General features: G+C 58.4%; 20 protein-coding genes and 1 rRNA gene (1 of these 21 running past the window's edge). 16 read left to right on the top strand and 5 right to left on the bottom strand.

From position 1 onward, the window contains the following. Window positions 1-78 precede the first annotated feature (78 nt). A complete protein-coding gene (locus tag WDO70_11995; GenBank protein ID MEJ0063877.1) occupies window positions 79-735 on the top strand; it encodes a hypothetical protein in 657 nt (218 codons plus the stop codon). A 69-nt stretch (window positions 736-804) separates the two neighbouring features. Here the strand turns inward: WDO70_11995 and rpsD are convergent, their stop codons facing one another. Next, the gene (gene rpsD / locus WDO70_11990) at window positions 805-1,422 is read right to left on the bottom strand and encodes a 30S ribosomal protein S4 (GenBank protein MEJ0063876.1); all 618 of its coding nucleotides are present in this window, start codon (window positions 1,420-1,422) and stop codon (window positions 805-807) included. A gap of 137 nt (window positions 1,423-1,559) precedes the next feature. Between rpsD and WDO70_11985 the strand changes: the two genes are divergently transcribed. The 4 genes from WDO70_11985 to WDO70_11970 all read left to right on the top strand — a co-directional run bounded on the left by WDO70_11985 (window position 1,560) and on the right by WDO70_11970 (window position 4,658). Next, a complete protein-coding gene (locus WDO70_11985) occupies window positions 1,560-2,231 on the top strand; it encodes a squalene/phytoene synthase family protein (protein MEJ0063875.1) in 672 nt (223 codons plus the stop codon). A gap of 45 nt (window positions 2,232-2,276) precedes the next feature. After that, window positions 2,277-2,867, top strand: a complete 591-nt coding sequence (locus WDO70_11980; GenBank protein MEJ0063874.1) for a urate hydroxylase PuuD — start codon at window positions 2,277-2,279, stop codon at window positions 2,865-2,867. A gap of 106 nt (window positions 2,868-2,973) precedes the next feature. Further along, complete coding sequence (locus WDO70_11975; protein MEJ0063873.1) at window positions 2,974-3,786, top strand: metal ABC transporter ATP-binding protein; 813 nt, start codon at window positions 2,974-2,976, stop codon at window positions 3,784-3,786. After that, on the top strand, window positions 3,786-4,658 hold the full coding sequence (locus WDO70_11970; protein MEJ0063872.1) for a metal ABC transporter permease: 873 nt from the start codon (window positions 3,786-3,788) through the stop codon (window positions 4,656-4,658). The genes WDO70_11975 and WDO70_11970 overlap by 1 nt, the downstream gene beginning before the upstream one ends. Window positions 4,659-4,660: 2 nt before the next feature. Here WDO70_11970 and WDO70_11965 read toward each other — a convergent pair whose 3' ends face one another. The 4 genes from WDO70_11965 to WDO70_11950 all read right to left on the bottom strand — a co-directional run bounded on the left by WDO70_11965 (window position 4,661) and on the right by WDO70_11950 (window position 6,898). Next, entirely contained in the window at window positions 4,661-5,269 is a 609-nt protein-coding gene (locus tag WDO70_11965; GenBank protein MEJ0063871.1) for a hypothetical protein, read from the bottom strand. Window positions 5,270-5,316: 47 nt separating this feature from the next. Beyond that, window positions 5,317-5,541: a hypothetical protein gene (locus tag WDO70_11960; GenBank protein ID MEJ0063870.1), complete on the bottom strand. Its 225-nt coding sequence runs from the start codon at window positions 5,539-5,541 to the stop codon at window positions 5,317-5,319. A gap of 207 nt (window positions 5,542-5,748) precedes the next feature. Then, the gene (locus tag WDO70_11955) at window positions 5,749-6,369 is read right to left on the bottom strand and encodes an FtsW/RodA/SpoVE family cell cycle protein (GenBank protein ID MEJ0063869.1); all 621 of its coding nucleotides are present in this window, start codon (window positions 6,367-6,369) and stop codon (window positions 5,749-5,751) included. Then, entirely contained in the window at window positions 6,263-6,898 is a 636-nt protein-coding gene (locus WDO70_11950) for an FtsW/RodA/SpoVE family cell cycle protein (GenBank protein MEJ0063868.1), read from the bottom strand. Before WDO70_11950 ends, WDO70_11955 begins: the two co-directional genes overlap by 107 nt. Window positions 6,899-6,933: 35 nt before the next feature. On the opposite strand from WDO70_11950, the gene zapE reads away from it, so the two are divergent. From zapE to WDO70_11895, 11 genes are all read left to right on the top strand, one after another. After that, window positions 6,934-8,061: a cell division protein ZapE gene (gene zapE / locus WDO70_11945; GenBank protein MEJ0063867.1), complete on the top strand. Its 1,128-nt coding sequence runs from the start codon at window positions 6,934-6,936 to the stop codon at window positions 8,059-8,061. Window positions 8,062-8,064: 3 nt separating this feature from the next. After that, window positions 8,065-8,379 carry a lipid-A-disaccharide synthase N-terminal domain-containing protein gene (locus WDO70_11940; GenBank protein MEJ0063866.1) on the top strand — a complete coding sequence of 105 codons (315 nt, stop codon included), beginning with the start codon at window positions 8,065-8,067 and terminating at the stop codon, window positions 8,377-8,379. Further along, window positions 8,376-10,007: a glycosyltransferase family 39 protein gene (locus WDO70_11935; protein ID MEJ0063865.1), complete on the top strand. Its 1,632-nt coding sequence runs from the start codon at window positions 8,376-8,378 to the stop codon at window positions 10,005-10,007. The genes WDO70_11940 and WDO70_11935 overlap by 4 nt, the downstream gene beginning before the upstream one ends. After that, on the top strand, window positions 10,004-10,657 hold the full coding sequence (locus WDO70_11930) for a phosphatase PAP2 family protein (GenBank protein ID MEJ0063864.1): 654 nt from the start codon (window positions 10,004-10,006) through the stop codon (window positions 10,655-10,657). Before WDO70_11935 ends, WDO70_11930 begins: the two co-directional genes overlap by 4 nt. Window positions 10,658-10,702: 45 nt before the next feature. After that, complete coding sequence (locus WDO70_11925; protein MEJ0063863.1) at window positions 10,703-11,188, top strand: helix-turn-helix transcriptional regulator; 486 nt, start codon at window positions 10,703-10,705, stop codon at window positions 11,186-11,188. 56 nt (window positions 11,189-11,244) lie between these two features. Continuing rightward, window positions 11,245-11,616, top strand: a complete 372-nt coding sequence (locus tag WDO70_11920; protein ID MEJ0063862.1) for a hypothetical protein — start codon at window positions 11,245-11,247, stop codon at window positions 11,614-11,616. Between the two features lie 144 nt (window positions 11,617-11,760). Beyond that, entirely contained in the window at window positions 11,761-11,913 is a 153-nt protein-coding gene (locus WDO70_11915) for a hypothetical protein (protein MEJ0063861.1), read from the top strand. A gap of 63 nt (window positions 11,914-11,976) precedes the next feature. Further along, a complete protein-coding gene (gene fumC, locus WDO70_11910) occupies window positions 11,977-13,377 on the top strand; it encodes a class II fumarate hydratase (GenBank protein MEJ0063860.1) in 1,401 nt (466 codons plus the stop codon). Window positions 13,378-13,582: 205 nt separating this feature from the next. Continuing rightward, window positions 13,583-14,368 carry a hypothetical protein gene (locus tag WDO70_11905; GenBank protein MEJ0063859.1) on the top strand — a complete coding sequence of 262 codons (786 nt, stop codon included), beginning with the start codon at window positions 13,583-13,585 and terminating at the stop codon, window positions 14,366-14,368. A 128-nt stretch (window positions 14,369-14,496) separates the two neighbouring features. Beyond that, window positions 14,497-15,039 carry an inorganic diphosphatase gene (gene ppa / locus WDO70_11900; GenBank protein ID MEJ0063858.1) on the top strand — a complete coding sequence of 181 codons (543 nt, stop codon included), beginning with the start codon at window positions 14,497-14,499 and terminating at the stop codon, window positions 15,037-15,039. A gap of 627 nt (window positions 15,040-15,666) precedes the next feature. Continuing rightward, a 16S ribosomal RNA gene (locus WDO70_11895) occupies window positions 15,667-16,955 on the top strand; it runs 197 nt beyond the window's last position.

Below are 16,955 nucleotides of genomic sequence, written 5' to 3'. Positions count from 1 at the left end.
AACTTAAGACATTATCAATATACCGGTCCCAACATATCATTGCTCGCTTACCTGACAACGGCAGATATTCTCTCCGCTATGACTATTTCACCTCGAATACCGAATGCCGTACTGACCGGCCTTGCCGTCTTTTTGCTGGCGCAAGCCCCTCCCCAGCAAACGCCGGCGAAGCTGGACGACAGCCTTCAGAAAATAATCGGCGTCACCTGGCTCGAGCTTCAGGCTTGCGCCAGCACCGCCGACTGCGTGCTCATCAAGGATTTCGTCGGCTGTTGCACCGAGCGTCCGGTCAATATGAAATATACGGCCCGGATCGAGCAAGACCGCGACCTGCTTCATGAGAAACTTACGCCCGAGGCGGACTTAGCCCGATGCATATCCGCCCAGTGCATACCTCCGAGCGCGCAAGTGGCTTGCAACAATTCTCTCTGCGAAGCAGTGTCTATGCCCGCCAGGCTGCTCGGCGCCGACGCTATCAACATCGCCAGGGAGACGATGGCGAAAGAAATCTTCGACGCGGATGATTTTGGCGTGCCGACTTTCACGTTCGACCGCGATCACAGAGTCTGGCGGCTGAATTTCGGGCCGCGGCTAAGCACGCATGTCCAGAAAATGAAGGATGAAGGCCGCGACATCGGCTATTACGTCATCGTCGACGACGCGAACGAGCGGGCCGCCATCAAAACATATGAAATTACGCCGACAGGCATCGTCGCCATTAAAAGCGACAAATAACGGCTGGAAAAAGAACGCGGAAACGGTGACGCATCTTCGAAATACGTCACCTGCCGTACGGCGCGAAACCTAACGCGAATAGAATTCGACGACCAGGTTTGGCTCCATCTGCACCGGATAGGGCACGTCGGCGAATTGAGGGGCGCGGATATAGGTGCCCTTCATTTCCTTGTGATCGACCTGGATATAATCGGGTACGTCGCGCTCGGCGAGCTGCACCGAGGCCAGCACCACCGCCATCTGCTTGGCGTTCGGGCGAAGCTCGATGACGTCGCCGTCCTTGACCGAATAGGAGGCGATATTGACGCGCTTGCCGTTCAGGCTGACATGGCCGTGATTGACGAGCTGGCGCGACGCGAACACGGTCGGCGCGAACTTCATGCGGTAAATGACGGCGTCCAGGCGGCGCTCCAGCAACTGGATCAGATTTTCGCCGTTATCGCCCTTGCGGCGCATGGCTTCCTGGTAATAGCGGCGGAACTGGCGCTCGCCGATATTGCCGTAATAGCCCTTGAGACGCTGCTTGGCCATCAGCTGAATGCCGAAATCCGAAGGCTTGCCGGCACGGCGCTGGCCATGCTGGCCGGGACGGCTTTCGCGCTTGGTGATCGGGCTTTTGGGACGGCCCCAGAGATTGACTCCTAGGCGGCGGTCGATTTTGTACTTGGAATTCTCACGCTTACTCATTGTTTTTCCTTTGCATTTCTATGCTATATTGTCCCGATAGTTCATGCGCGCAAGGCTAGCCGAGCCGCTGACGGGACTGGCCTTTAGGCCGGTCCACATTTTCAGGAATGCTTGTCTAATAGAAAAATCCGGCCCCCATGTCAAATCCGATCCCACCTAATCAGCCGGAAATCGCCCTTTTGCAGGAATTAAAGGCTCAGGATCGCGATTTTTATGCCTTATGCCTGTTTGCCCCTGCCGCGGCGCGGGGCGATCTGGCGGCCCTGTTCGGCTTTCATGCCGCCTTGGCGCGCGTGCGGGATCAAGTGTCGGAACCCATGATGGGGCATATCCGCCTGCAATGGTGGCGGGATGCTCTAACCGCGCTCGGAACCAAGGGACAGCCGCGCCATATCGTGCTCGACCGGCTGGCGGCCGTTCAGCAGCGGGGCATCGATCTCGGCCCGCTGCAAATCCTGATCGACGCGCGCGACGCGGAACTGGCCGGAACGCCCCCTCTTCCCCGCAGCCTATACGAACCGCTGGCGACCGTCGCGGCCGCCATAGTGGGGCAAAAGCAAAACGCCCCGCTCTATGCGCGCGCCGCCGAAAATTACGATGCGCCGGACGAAGCGAAAATCGTGGCCCTGCGCCGCGATATCGCCATGCTGCCGCGCCACGAAAGGCGAGCGGGAATGCCGATGCTGCTGATGAACGACCTGGCGCGCTTCGATCTCGCGCACCCGAAGCGCCGCAAGACCGCGCCTTCGAGGCTGCTCTATCTGCTATGGCGCGGAATGGTGATTAAGTCTTGTCCCAAGATTGCATAAGCCTTACCGTATGGCCGCCGGTTATCACTACAGGAGCGTCGCAGCATGAGCAAAATTCTGGAAGGGCTATATACCGCGCTGGCCGCCAGCGTCGCGCTCGCCGTCCTGATGTTTCTGTATCTGCATGGCGACCTGCTCGCGGATTCCACCACCGGCCAGATGGCCGCCATCAATGCCATGATTTGGCTGCATGTCGTGGCCGGAATCCTGTGGATCGGCCTACTGTGGTACTTCAACATGGTGCAAATCCCCACGATGCCGAAAATCCCCCCGGAACTGAAGCCCGCTATCGGCAAATTCATCGCCCCGAACGCTCTGTTCTGGTTCCGCTGGTCGGCCCTGGCAACCGTGGTCACGGGACTGGCGGTCGCGTTTCTCAGAGGCTATTTGCATGAAGCCCTGGCTCTGCAGATGCCCGCGCGGACGATCGGCATCGGCATGTGGCTGGCGCTGATCATGGCGTTCAATGTCTGGTTCATCATCTGGCCGAACCAGAAAAAGGCGCTCGGCATCGTCGCCACCGATGACGCCGCGAAGGCCAAATCGGCGCGCATCGCCATGCTGACGTCGCGCGCCAATTTCGTTCTGTCGCTGCCGATGCTGTATTGCATGGTTTCGCAGAACATCGCGGGATGAGCGCGCCGAAATCCTTGCTGGCCTTAAGCCTGTGGCCGCGCCTGGCGCTTGCCGCCGGCGCGATAGCCATGCTGGCGATCGTGGCCGCGCTGGCGATGGGCTGAACATGCTGGAACTATGCGACCTCAGCGCCGGATATGAACGGCATCCCGCCGTGCATCACATATCGGCCAAATTTCCGCCCGGCAGCCTGACCGCCATCGTCGGCCCGAACGGCGGCGGCAAAAGCACGCTTCTGAAAGCCATTACCGGGACGATCCCGCTGATGTCGGGCCATATCATCCGCACCGGCATCGGGGCCAAAGACTGCGCCTATCTGCCGCAGCAAAGCGAAGTCGACCGCGAATTTCCGCTGCGGGTCATCGATCTGGTCAATTTCGGCCATTGGCGGCGGACGGGCCTGGCCGGAGGGATCACGCCCGCCATGCTGGAGGCAAGCCGCGCCGCGCTGGCGCGCGCGGGCATGTCCGCCTTCGCCGAACGGCCTATCGCCAGCCTTTCCGTGGGACAGTTTCAGCGCGTGCTGTTCGCCCGCATCATCGTCCAGGACGCGAAGCTGATCCTGCTGGACGAGCCTTTCGCCCCCATCGACAGCCGCACCGTCGCCGATCTGGCCCCCCTGCTCCAGCAATGGCGCAACGAAGGCCGCATCATCATGGCCGTCATGCATGATTTCAGCGTGGTGCGCGAATTCTGCGAAAATGCCCTGCTGCTCGCCCGCGAACTGGTGGCCATCGGCCCGGCGGCGGAAGTCTTGCGGGACGAGAATTTGCAACGGGCCAAATTACTGGCCGAAAGCTGGCGCGACGGAGCACCGCAATGCGATCGCGATTTGCCGCCGCACGATCACGGCCATCATCATGGGCATCATGCCCACGATCATTCTCATCACCATCATGGCGAAGGTGACGCGTCATGATGGAAATTTATGACTATCTCATAGGCCCGTTCGCCGATTACGCCTTTATGCGCCGGGCGCTTGCCGCCGTGGTCATCCTGGCGTGCGGCAGCACGCCGCTTGGGGTTTTTCTGGTGCTGCGGCGCATGAGCCTGATGGCCGAGGCCATGTCTCACGCCGTGCTGCCGGGCGTCGCCATCGCCTTCATGGTAGCCGGGTTCTCGCTGCCGCTCATGAGCCTGGGAGGATTTTGCGCCGGAGTCGCGGTGGCGCTGCTCGCGGGGCTGGCGTCCCGCTTTACCCAGATGCGCGAAGACGCCAGTTTCGCCGCGCTCTATCCTGTCGCGCTGGCTTTAGGCGTGATGCTCGTTTCCCTGCGCGGGGGAGCGATCGATTTGATGCATTTGCTGTTCGGCTCGGTGCTGGCGGTCGATCAGGCGAGCCTGTTTTTGATGACCGGCATTACCGGCGCGACGCTCATGGCCCTTGCGATCGCCTATCGGCCATTGGTGATGGCGATATGCGATCCCGCCTTTCTGAGCAGCCAGGGCGGACGGACGACATTGTATCATTTGCTGTTTCTGGCGCTGACGGCGATGAATCTGGTCGCGGGATTCCAGGCCATGGGAACGCTGATGGCCGTCGGCCTGATGATCATTCCCGCCATTGCGGCGCGCTTTTGGGTCAAGCATATCGACGCCATGCTCGGGCTTGCCGTGCTGATCGGCGTTTCGGCGGGGATGGCGGGATTGCTGATATCGTATCATGCCAGCGTCGCGTCCGGCCCGGCGATCATCCTGGTCGCGGGAGTCTTCTACCTCGCATCATTTCTGCTGGGCCATCATGACAGCCTGCGGGCACGATACTGGCCGCGACGGCATCTGACGCAGTAACTTTATCCTAACGTCAATGCCGGATTCGCGGAGCCCCCTGTTGGCCCAGGCGTTCTCGGCGTAGAGGGCCCCTCATCAGGCGCGGGAAGCGCGGGCACATAGGGAGACCGCGCATGATGATCCAGCCGGCTCACGAACATGCCGGGCAGCGCATTCCGCACCGGATAGGAGGAATCCTCCTTGCATCCGCCAAGATCGGGGAGAGACGCCGCCTGCTCTCGCATCGCCTCATGCAAGGCACGCCAGGCGATATGATTCCGGTTTTCCAAGGCGGCAAATTTTGAATCTTTGCCTAAATATTTTCTTTTCTCTTCCTTCGTATATTCCGATTCAGGTTTGCGCGGCATTTCCGCGTCCATATGCCAGCGCAAGCTCAGGCCTGCCTGCAACAGCTCGGCGATTTCAGGCTTGGCAGCCTGGACGACGATCTTAAGAGCGTCGCTGGCTTTTTTTCTCGCTTGATCGACATCGACAAAAGAAGCGACAGCCTCATCAATAGATCTATCGATCACTTGAGCTTCAGTCGGCCAGCCCCTGTCTGCATATTTTTCACGATAGGTTTGAACGATTTCGGCGTCGGTCAGCCCGTCGCCATTATGGGCTTCAACCATGATATCTCCGTAAAATATGGGTGTGTTTTAAGCAGCGCTGTTTTTGCTTAAGCCGCGCTGAATGTCAAATCGTCGCGAATGAACCCGGCTTCGGCCAGGGCGGCGACCTTGCGCGTATCTTTCTTCAGTTCCGACGGAAGCACGTCGTGGGAGGCCAGCGACAGCTCGCGCGCGACCCGCGCCAGCATCGGCGAGGCGTCGCTTTCGACCTGCATGGCATCGCGCACCAGGGCGCACAGCGTCAAATAAGTTCCGGTGGATACGTTCAACATAATCTTCTCTCTATAAAATCTTTCAATCGTCATGGTCTTCACAATCATCTCGCAGCGACCTCATGTCCTGCTTCAATGAGCTAATCATGAAAACATGAAAGCAAATAATGTTTTTTGCAGAAAGACTTCAGAAAAATCGCTGTTTACCTCATTTCGGCATGTCCTTGCCCCATAATGGTAGGGCGCGGAAATACTTTCATGAGGCGGTCATGAGTCGGTGATCCCGGTTCGCGAAATGCGCGTATCGCGGTGAATGCCGATCCCGAGAAGAATCCCGAAGCCCATCATCAGGGTCAGCATGGCCGTCCCGCCGTAGGAAACTAGCGGCAGAGGGATGCCGACGACCGGCATCATCCCCGTGACCATGGCGATATTGACGCCCATATAGAGGAAAAAATTGGTCGTCAGGCCGAAGGCGGCCAGCCGCCCGAATTGGTTGCGATTGCCGATGGCGATCAGGTAGCCGTAAACCAAGATCAATGTATAAAGCGCCAGCAGGACACAGGCGCCGATCATGCCGAATTCCTCCGCCAGCACGACGAAGATGAAATCGGTATGCTTTTCCGGCAGGAATTGAAGCTGGCTTTGCGTGCCGAGGCCGAAACCCTTGCCAAGAAGCCCGCCCGAACCCAAGGCTATTTTCGACTGCATGATGTTATAGCCGCTGCCGAGCTTGTCGGCCTCGGGATTCATGAAGGTCAGCACCCGCTGCTTCTGGTAATCATGCAGAAAATGCCATGCGATCGGTAGACTGCCCCCGACGGCGGCAAAAAAGCGCAAAAAACTTCCATTTCCGCACACCCGCGACAAAAAACAGCGCCATCGCATTAAAGCCCAGCAGCGCGGCGGTGCCGAGATTGGGCTGCATCAGCACCATGCCGATCGGAAACACCGCCATGAGAGCCGGAGGCACCAAAGACCTGATCCGGCCTATATCCTCCCCCGGCAAGCCATGAAAATACCGCGCCAGCGCCAGGATCATGGTGATTTTCATCATTTCCGAAGGCTGGATGACGAAAAAGCCGAGATTGAGCCAGCGCTGCGCCCCCATGCCGATATGGCCGATAATTTCGACCACGACCAAAAGCGCCAGCATCGTGAAATAGAGCGGATAGGCCAGCCGCAGCCACCAGCGCACGTCGATCATCGCGAAACCCAGCATGAGCAGGATGCCGACGCCCGCGCGAATCATCTGCGGCCAGGCCCAGGGCTGCCAGTTCCTGCCGCCCGCGGAATAAAGCAAAGCGACCCCGATGCCGCAGACCATCGCGACCAGCAGCACCAGCCCCCAATGAACCGCCCGAAGTTTCTCGGTCAGGCGCAAATCGTCGTTATGGAAAAAGAAGCTGCGAGGCATGGTTCCGTTTTCGCTTGAGCTGTTTATAATACAGCATGACCGTAAGTCTTCAGCAAATCTACACCGCCCGCCTCGCTTCGGGCGAATTGCGTCCCGACCCGCCCCAGGCGCGGGCAGTCGATGCCTTGCAGAATTTATGCGTTCGCCTGTCGGCCGGCGTTGCCAGGCAGGCCACCGGCACTTTTGGGCGGCTCTGGCGGCAAAAGCAAGCTGTCCCGGCCGTGCGCGGAATCTATCTCCATGGCGAAGTCGGGCGAGGCAAATCCATGCTGATGGATTTGTTTTTCGACGCCGCGCCGGTCAAGGCCAAAAGACGAGTTCATTTTCACCAATTCATGCTCGAAATCCACGCGGCGCTCCATCAATGGCGCGGCAGGAATAGCGGCAAGGCCGATCCCCTGCCCCAGATCGCCCGCCGGATCGCCGCCGACAGCAAATTGCTGTGTTTCGACGAATTTCATGTCTGCGACATCGCCGACGCCATGATTCTGGGACGGCTGTTCACGGCGCTGTTCCAGGCGGGCGTGGTGCTGGTGGCGACATCGAACTGGCCGCCCGACGAGCTTTACAAGGGCGGACTGCAGCGCCAGTTGTTCCTGCCCTTTATCGAGACGCTGAAATCGCAGACCGATATCGTCGAACTGGAAGGCGCGACCGATTACCGCTTGGCGCGGGTGCATGGACGCCCGATGTTCTTTTCGCCGCTGGGGCCGGAAGCCAGCCGTCATCTTGCCGAATTATTCGCCGCGCTCACCGACGATGCCGAACCGAAGGCCGACACGCTTCAAGTGGCTCAGGGGCGGCATCTGGAACTGTCCCGCGCGGCCAAGGGCGCCGCCTGGTGCACATTCGCCGAATTATGCGAGCAGCCGCTCGGCGCGGCCGATTATCTGGCCTTGGCCAACGGCTATCATGTGCTGCTGCTCGACGGCGTGCCATGCCTGAATTCCGAGCAGCGCAATGCGGCGCTGCGCTTCATGACGCTGATCGACGCCTTGTATGAAGCCAAGGTGAAGCTGGCCATGACGTCCGCCGCGCCGCCGGAGCAAATTTATACCGAGGGCGAGCATTCCTTCGCCTTTAAGCGCACCGTAAGCCGGTTGATGGAAATGCAGGCCGCCGACTATCTCGGCGCGCCGCATGTCAGAACTGCAGAGGATTGAATCATGAGCATCGCTGAAAATCTTATCGCATGGCTGATCGTCCATTGGGACTGGTGGGTGATATTCGGCTTCGCGGGACAAGCGCTCTTCGGGATGCGCTTTATCTATCAATGGATCGTCAGCGAGCGCGCCGGCAAGAGCGTGATTCCCGAATCCTTCTGGTATTTGAGCCTGACCGGCGGCGGGACGACGCTGATCTACGCCATTCACAAGCAAGACCCGGTCTTCATTTTCGGTCAGGCCGCGGCGATGCTCGTCTATCTGCGCAACATCCATTTCATCCGGCGGGATAAAGCCGTGGCCGCGCCCGCGGAATGACCGGGGGGCTGACCTGGCGGCATTATGGCCTGCTTGCTGCGCTCGCGCTGATGACGATGCTGCCCGGCCTTGCCAGCTTGCCGCCGGTCGACCGCGACGAGCCGCTTTTCGCCCAGGCCAGCAAGCAGATGATCGAGAGCGGCAATTATGCCGACATCTATTTCCAGAACGATCCGCGCTACAAAAAACCTATCGGCATATACTGGCTGCAGAGCGCGAGCGCGCTTATGTTCGGCAAGTCTCCCTACAATGAGATATGGCCCTACCGGCTGCCGTCGCTGCTGGGAGCGCTGGCGGCGATCCTGCTGACCGGCTGGGGCGCGGGGCGGATTTCCGGCCCGCGAACCGGATTCCTGACGGCGGCGATCCTCGTCAGTTCCGGCCTGCTGAACACCGAGGCGCGCCTCGCCAAGACCGACGCCGCCCTTCTGGCCGTTATTTGCGGGGCGCAATGGATTCTCGCGCGTGCCTACATAACGCAGGAAAAGCTGCCCTCGCGTCTCGCCGCCGGATTCTGGATAGCCCAGGCCCTGGGGATCATGCTGAAAGGCCCGATTGCTCTCTTCATCAGCGGACTGACGATCCTCGCGCTATGGATCGCCGACCGCAAGATCGATTGGTTCAAACAGTTGCGCCCCCTGCCCGGCCTTGCGTTGTGTCTTGCATTAACCTTGCCCTGGCTGGTCTGGATCGGGATCGCGAGCGGCGGAAAGTTTTATGCCGAATCGGCGGGGCATGATTTCCTCGGCAAGATTTTCACCGGGCAGGATCGCGGCTTCCTGCCCCCCGGCTATTACGCGATCCTGTTTCCGATATGTTTCGGGCCGTTCACGTGGCTCGCGCTGCGCGGCCTGGCGGCGGCATGGGCGGAACGGCAAAACCGGGCGCTCCGCTTCGCGCTCGCCTGGATTTTACCGGCATGGATCGCCTATGAGCTGATTTTCACCAAGCTGCCGCATTATGTGCTGCCCTGCTATCCCGCGCTTGCATGGCTGGCAGCGCATGCCGCGTTTCAGGAAAGGCCGGTCGCCGCACGGTGGAACTTATTCTGGAAAGCCGCCAATATTCTTCTCGGCTCGGCGCTGGCGCTATTCATGCTGGCGGTCGCGGCCGTGCCGCTCATGCTTGGAGAATCCCTCAAGCCGCTTCCCGCCGGACTTATTCTGATCGCTGTTCTTTTTCTTGTTCTTCAGATGCGCCAGCAGTTGCGCGCTCCGGCCAAGGCCGCCCGCTGGGGCGTCGGCAGCGCAATCATTCTCATACCGGCGGTATTTTCCTTGCTGCTCCCCGCGCTGGACTCGCTTTGGATTTCTCGGCAAACGGCGGAAAAATTCGCCGAATTCCGGTCATGCGCCTCAAGCCGCCTCATCACCAGCGGCTATACCGAACCCAGCCTTGTGTTCCTCGCCGGAACCGCTACGCTGCCCGCCAACGGCGCCGCCTATGCGGCAAAACTGCTCGAACAGGATTCATGCGCCGTCGCGATGATCGAGAAGAAACAGGAAGCGAAATTCAACGGCGGCCTGAATGCCGTCAAGCTTGGCGAAATTCGCGGCTACAATTATAACGGCGGCGGATGGCAGGATTTTTCCCTCTACAGGCCAAACGGTACGAAACAAACTCCATGACGCAAACCAAACAAATCATCATAGCCCTTCTGGCGGCGGCTCTCATCATCGCGGGGTGCATGATGTGGGTCGACCGCCCCATCACGGCCTATCTGCAAGCGCTGGATCGGGAGAGGCCCGATATCATCGCGCCATTCAAGGTCATTACCGATCTCGGCAAAAGCGTATGGTATCTTCCGCCGCTCGGTATTTATGCCGGGGTGGCGTTCCTGCTCGCATGGCGCGGAAAGAAGCAATGGCTCGCGCGCGGGCAGATCGCCGCCTTCATCTTCGCCAACGTCGCCGTTTCCGGCCTGGCGGTCGATCTCATGAAGATCCTGGTGGGGCGATCAAGGCCCGTGCTGCTGGCGAGACACGATATCTTTAACCAGTTCTCGCTCGTTGTTTTCGACTCGCAAAGCTGGTCGTTCCCCTCGGGCCATTCGGCTACCGTGATGTCGCTGGCGCTGGCGGTATCGGCGATATTTCCCCGGTGGCGGGCGGCGCTGCTGGTCTTCGCGGGCGTCGTGGCCTCGACGCGCGTGATCGTCGCCGCTCATTATCCCAGCGACATGATCGCCGGAATCGCCTTTGCCGTCATGGTTTACTTGGCGCTGACGGCTTTATTCCGCGCGCGGCGATGGGACGGCTGGATCGAGCCGCCCAAATAGGATTTTTCCCTTGATCTTGCCTTCGCGGTCGGCTATAGCATCGGCATGACAAACCGCAAACCATCCAAGAAAGCCCCCAGCTGGCTCCAGACGCTGCAGCAGCTGCTCAACGAGCGCGATTTTTCGCCGCGCCAGCTGTCGATCCTGGCCGGGCTTAATCCCACGGCGGTGCGCGATATGCTGATAGGCCGCGCGCGCAATCCCCGTTACGACACGCTGCAGGCTCTGGCGCGCGTGCTGGGCACGACGCCCGCCTATTTGATGGGAGACGCGACCGCTCAACATGATTTGAATCAGGGAAAATTTCCCGACAAACTGGATTTGCTGACGGAAATTATCGCCAGAATCCAGGAAACCGCCGACGATATGGGACGGAAACTATCATCCAAGGAATTGGCGACGATGGCGACGACCTTATACCGGCAAATGCTGGCCGACGAGCAAAAGCCCGCGGCACTGGCCTCGCAGGCCCGCACCTTGATCGCCTACGCCCAGAATAACGACGGCGCCGCGAGAAAAATTAAAAAGTAACCGCAAAAATTTTTAAGGCGTGAAAACTGCCGGTAATAACAGGAGGCTGATTAATCATGAGTGATCGAAGTGAGAAAATTGTAACCCTGGCGCGGGAAATATTGGCGCGCCCCGAACCCGAATCCGATCACGGCGGCCAGTACAGCCTGAAAACCGTAGCGCTTGCCGCCATGTTGAGCGCCGCCGGCGCGAGCGGCGCGACCGTTCTGGCGCTGGACTACGCCCGCCCCCTCAACCGCTATGAAAAGATCGAGCTTATCGCTCTCATTCGTTACGCGGCCGACACGCAGCATATCGAAAAAGACTCCATAAGAGACGCATTCTTCGATCAGTTCGGCATCGTCTCGCTGGACGATTTGTCGAACGCCCAGATGAACGAAGCGCGCGATTATTTGCAGAAGCGCATTAAGCAGAACGCATCCTTCTGATCCACCATTATTGCTTTTCTCGAATTGCACGGAGGGAAGGAAACATCCCTTGAAATAGGATTTTTCCTCCTGTAAACAGAAAAGCGATTCTCCTTATTTCGGCTGATTCGTTTTATGGCGCGACCATCCATTATCACAAGGCAAATGGCTTTCAGTTTCGACGACCATCCGCCCGTCGGCTTCGACGATCTGTGCCTGATGCTGGAGCTGGAAATCGCGATGGGCCGCACGAAGGATTTCCGCCGCAGATTGAAGCAGGCATTGGAAACGGCTTTCGCGAAAGGGCGCGGATATTAGCGCTGTTGCCCCGCGCGCGGCAAATGTTCTATCGTCGGCGCAGACCCCAGCCGCGAGTCCCCCATGACCCATCCGACCACCCGCACCGAGACCGACAGCTTTGGCCCTATCGAGGTTCCCGCCGGACATTACTGGGGAGCGCAGACGCAGCGCAGCCTGAAGAACTTCAAGATCGGCGGCGAACGCATGCCGCTCGCGCTTATTCATGCATTCGGGATTCAGAAAAAGGCGGCGGCGTTCGCCAATATGAAGCTCGGCGTTCTGGACAAGGCTATCGGCGACGCGATCGTAAAAGCCGCCGACGAGATCATCCTCGCGAAAATGGACAGCGAATTTCCGCTGGTGGTCTGGCAAACCGGCTCCGGCACGCAGACCAACATGAACGTCAATGAGGTCATCTCCAACCGCGCCATCGAAATGCTCGGCGGCGCGATGGGCAGCAAAAAGCCGGTCCATCCCAACGATCACGTCAATATGGGCCAAAGCTCCAACGATAGCTTCCCGACCGCGATGCATATCGCGGCCGTCATGCAGATCGACGATCATCTGATCCCGGCGCTGCTGCACTTCGCCGGGGCGCTGGAGAAAAAAGCCGCCGAATTCGCCGCCATCGTCAAAATCGGCCGCACCCATCTGCAGGACGCGGTGCCGGTCACCCTGGGGCAGGAATTCTCCGGCTATGCCGTCCAGGCGCGCAACGCCGTCCAGCGCGCCAGGGAATGCCTGCCGCGCCTCTATCCCTTGGCGCAAGGCGGAACCGCCGTCGGCACCGGCCTCAACGCCAAGAAGGGCTTCGCCGAGGAATTCGCGCGCCAGGCCGCCATCATCGCCGGCAAGCCCTTCATCAGCGCGCCGAATAAGTTCGAGGCGCTAGCCAGCAACGACGCCATCGTCGAAGCCTCCGGCACGATGAACACCATCGCCGTCAGCTTCATGAAAATCGCCAACGACATCCGCCTGCTCGGCTCCGGCCCGCGCTGCGGCATCGGCGAGATCAGCCTGCCGGAAAACGAGCCCGGCTCGTCGATCATGCCCGGCAAGGTCAATCCCACGCAGTCGGAAGCCATGACCATGGTCGCGGCGCAGGTGATGGGCAATCATGTCGCGGTGACGGTGGCGGGATCGAACGGCCATTTCGAGCTGAATGTCTTCAAGCCGGTGCTGATCTATAATCTGCTGCAATCGGTGCGCCTGCTGGCCGATGCCGCGCGCAGCTTTACCGATAATTGCGTCGTGGGCATCACGCCGAATCTGGAGCGGATCGCCAAACTGGTCGGCGAATCCTTGATGCTGGTCACGGCGCTCAACCCCCATATCGGCTATGACAACGCCGCCAAAGTCGCGAAAAAGGCCCATGCCGAGGACAAGACGCTCAAACAGGCCGCGCTGGAACTCGGCATCCTGTCCGCCGAGGATTTCGACCGGCTGATCAAGCCGGAAGAAATGGTGCGGGAGCTGGATTAGAATCCTTTCATCACTCTTGCTTGCCGCAATTAACCAACATAGGCCGCTGCCGTTATTGAACGTCAGGACAGAGCGGCCATGAAAGTAATGCAAACATGGACGCATTAAAATATTGAGCTTATGATCGCGAAATCATTTTTCGTGAAATCATTTTTGATGCGAGAATAGCCATGAAAATATCATGCAAGCGATGCGGCGCGGGCCCATGACTCAAGAAAACAGCGAGCAAGAAATGCAGCCCGCGCCCGGGACTCAGAATGAATGGGAGATAAGAACGCGGGAGAATTTTAAGATACGCCGCGAGATGATCGTGCATGAAGATGGCCAGGTCAATCAGCGCGCGACCTTTCAGCTTGTGGCGCAGTCGCTTTTGGCCACCGCCGCCACTCAGCTTGCATCCAATAATTTTTTTGATCGGTACATCACGGCAGCGATGTTCGGAACTCTTTGTGTCGCGGGCCTTAGCCTGACGCGCGCTTTGGACCATGCCTTGAAAGCCGCCTATACGGCTCAGGAAATCATCAAATACCCCTATGCCGATAACAAGGAAAGCAAAGCTATCCAGCAAAAGCATATCAACCAAGCGCGTACGCTCGGCAATGCGCTGCCCATCGATGATCCGTCATTGCTGCGCGCCCTTCAGTCGGAAAAGCAGGTCCTTCAGCATGGGCGTTACGGGACCAATCTCCTGACGAAAACATTTTTCGTTTTCTGGTGCGTGTATGGCCCGTTGGGGACAGCGGGATTGGTCTTGGGCCGTCAAGACGACGATACGGCTAAGGATAAAGCCCGCATCGAGCAGCGGGTGGAAAAGGCGGAACAGCGGGCGACAAAAGCGGCAAAAGAGCTTGCGGCTCTGCAAACACTGGTCGCGGCGCAAAATCCGGCACCGCCGCCATTGCCGTCGGTGGTACCGTCGTCCTTGCCGCTCCCGCCTCCATCGGCAATGCGATCATCGCCGGCTCCCGCGCCGCGCCCCCTATCCCCATAAAGCGTGATGCGTCCGGTTCGAATCATCTGGTCGTTTCGTGCCTTCCAGACAACATTTCAGCTTGCCAACTTTGCTGCACCTGCTAAAAAGCCAGAATTGTTAATCCATAATCCTGAAAGGCTTTAGCGATGTCTCTTAGCAAAGTGCCCGCCGGGCGCGATCTGCCCGATGATTTCAATGTCGTTATCGAAATCCCGATGAACGGCGATCCGATCAAATACGAGATCGACAAGGAAACCGGCGCCATGTTCGTCGACCGTTTCATGTCCACGGCGATGTTCTATCCCTGCAATTACGGCTATATCCCCGACACGCTTTCGGATGACGGCGATCCGGTGGACGTGCTGGTGATTACGCCGGTGCCGCTGCTTCCCAGCATCGTCGTGCGCTGCCGTCCTGTTGGGATTCTGCGCATGTCGGACGAAGCGGGCGGCGACGAAAAATTGCTGGCCGTGCCGGTGGACAAGCTGATCCCCATTTACCGCCATATCCGCAGCCCGCAAGACCTTCCCGAGCTGACGCGCGCGCGCATCGAGCATTTTTTCGCGCATTACAAGGATTTGGAGCCGGGCAAATGGGTCAAAATCGATGGCTGGGGCGATGCCGAAGAAGCGCGCCGGGAAATCATGAATGGCGTCGAACGTTGCCGAGTCGCGAACGCCAAGAAATAAAATTCCAGCGCCTTTTTCTGCCGGATCACGCTTTTGGGTTCAAAAAGCTTATCCAATTATCGTCAATGACCTGTGGAAAACTCTGTTGATAATCTTTTTTCCAATTAAGTCACTGATATAGAACAATAATTTTCTTTACGGAAAGTTTATTTTTCCCTGGACAGTTCGTAGGGGAATCAGTAATGTCCCTCCCTCTGGTGAGCGATTCTCGCGCACCGGGGCATCATTGAAAATCGGTCTAGGCAGTGCGCCTACAAGCGCACGCAGGGCCGGTTTTGCTCTTGATGGGATCGGATCTTTGACATCGTGAATTTTTGAGAGAAAGGATGCGCAGACGGCGGCTGCCGCGCGTGCCACCTTCGGGTGGTCATGTGCGGTTGATTTTATGCCGAGCCTTAAACGTTGGCCTCAAGCCAACGATATAAGCACGGTCAGCTGCCTCTAGGGCATCCTGCCGAAAGTCTGCCAGTTATCACGACTGGCAGCACATTAAGTTCGATACGCCTTACCACTGTTATTTCGGTAAGGGTGGTAAGGAGCAAGTATCAACCCTCGACAGGAGCTTTTGTGTACAGAAGCTGACTGTATCGGAGACCAGGTTTCCCAAAACCATTTGGTCTCCAAATTCAACTTGAGAGTTTGATCCTGGCTCAGAACGAACGCTGGCGGCAGGCCTAACACATGCAAGTCGAACGCTCCGCAAGGGGAGTGGCGCACGGGAGAGTAACGCGTGGGAACCTACCTATTGGTTCGGGACAACACCGGGAAACTGGTGCTAATACCGGATAAGCCCGAAAGGGGAAAGATTTATTGCCGATAGATGGGCCCGCGTTGGATTAGCTAGTTGGTGAGGTAACGGCTCACCAAGGCTACGATCTATAGCTGGTCTGAGAGGATGATCAGCCTCACTGGGACTGAGACACGGCCCAGACTCCTACGGGAGGCAGCAGTGGGGAATATTGGACAATGGGGGCAACCCTGATCCAGCCATGCCGCGTGAATGATGAAGGCCTTCGGGTTGTAAAGTTCTTTTGGTGGGGACGATGATGACGGTACCCACAGAATAAGCTCCGGCTAACTTCGTGCCAGCAGCCGCGGTAATACGAAGGGAGCTAGCGTTGTTCGGAATTACTGGGCGTAAAGGGTGCGTAGGCGGTTTGACAAGTCAGGCGTGAAAGCCCAGGGCTCAACCCTGGAATTGCGCTTGAGACTGTCATTCTAGAGTTCGGGAGAGGTAAGTGGAATTCCCAGTGTAGCAGTGAAATGCGTAGATATTGGGAAGAACACCAGTGGCGAAGGCGGCTTACTGGACCGACACTGACGCTGAGGCACGAAAGCGTGGGGAGCAAACAGGATTAGATACCCTGGTAGTCCACGCTGTAAACGATGTATGCTAGACGTGAGGGGGCTTAGCCCTTTTGTGTCGCCGCTAACGCATTAAGCATACCGCCTGGGGAGTACGGCCGCAAGGTTGAAACTCAAAGGAATTGACGGGGGCCCGCACAAGCGGTGGAGTATGTGGTTTAATTCGACGCTACGCGAAGAACCTTACCAGGCCTTGACATGGGAAGTGTGGGTTCCGGAAACGGAATCCTTCATTTAGTTGGCTTCCACACAGGTGCTGCATGGCTGTCGTCAGCTCGTGTCGTGAGATGTTGGGTTAAGTCCCGCAACGAGCGCAACCCTCATCTTCAGTTGCTACCAGGTTATGCTGGGCACTCTGGAGAAACCGCCGGTGACAAGCCGGAGGAAGGCGGGGATGACGTCAAGTCCTCATGGCCCTTACGGCCTGGGCTACACACGTACTACAATGGTGGTGACAGTGGGCTGCGAAGGAGCGATCCGGAGCGAATCCCCAAAAGCCATCTCAGTTCGGATTGCACTCTGCAACTCGGGTGCATGAAGTTGGAATCGCT

It is taken from the genome of Alphaproteobacteria bacterium (assembly GCA_037200005.1).
Classification (GTDB): Bacteria; Pseudomonadota; Alphaproteobacteria; order UBA9219; family RFNS01; genus JBBCGY01.
Note: the sequence above shows the minus strand (reverse complement) of the source record. Positions and strands in the feature narration are given on the sequence as shown.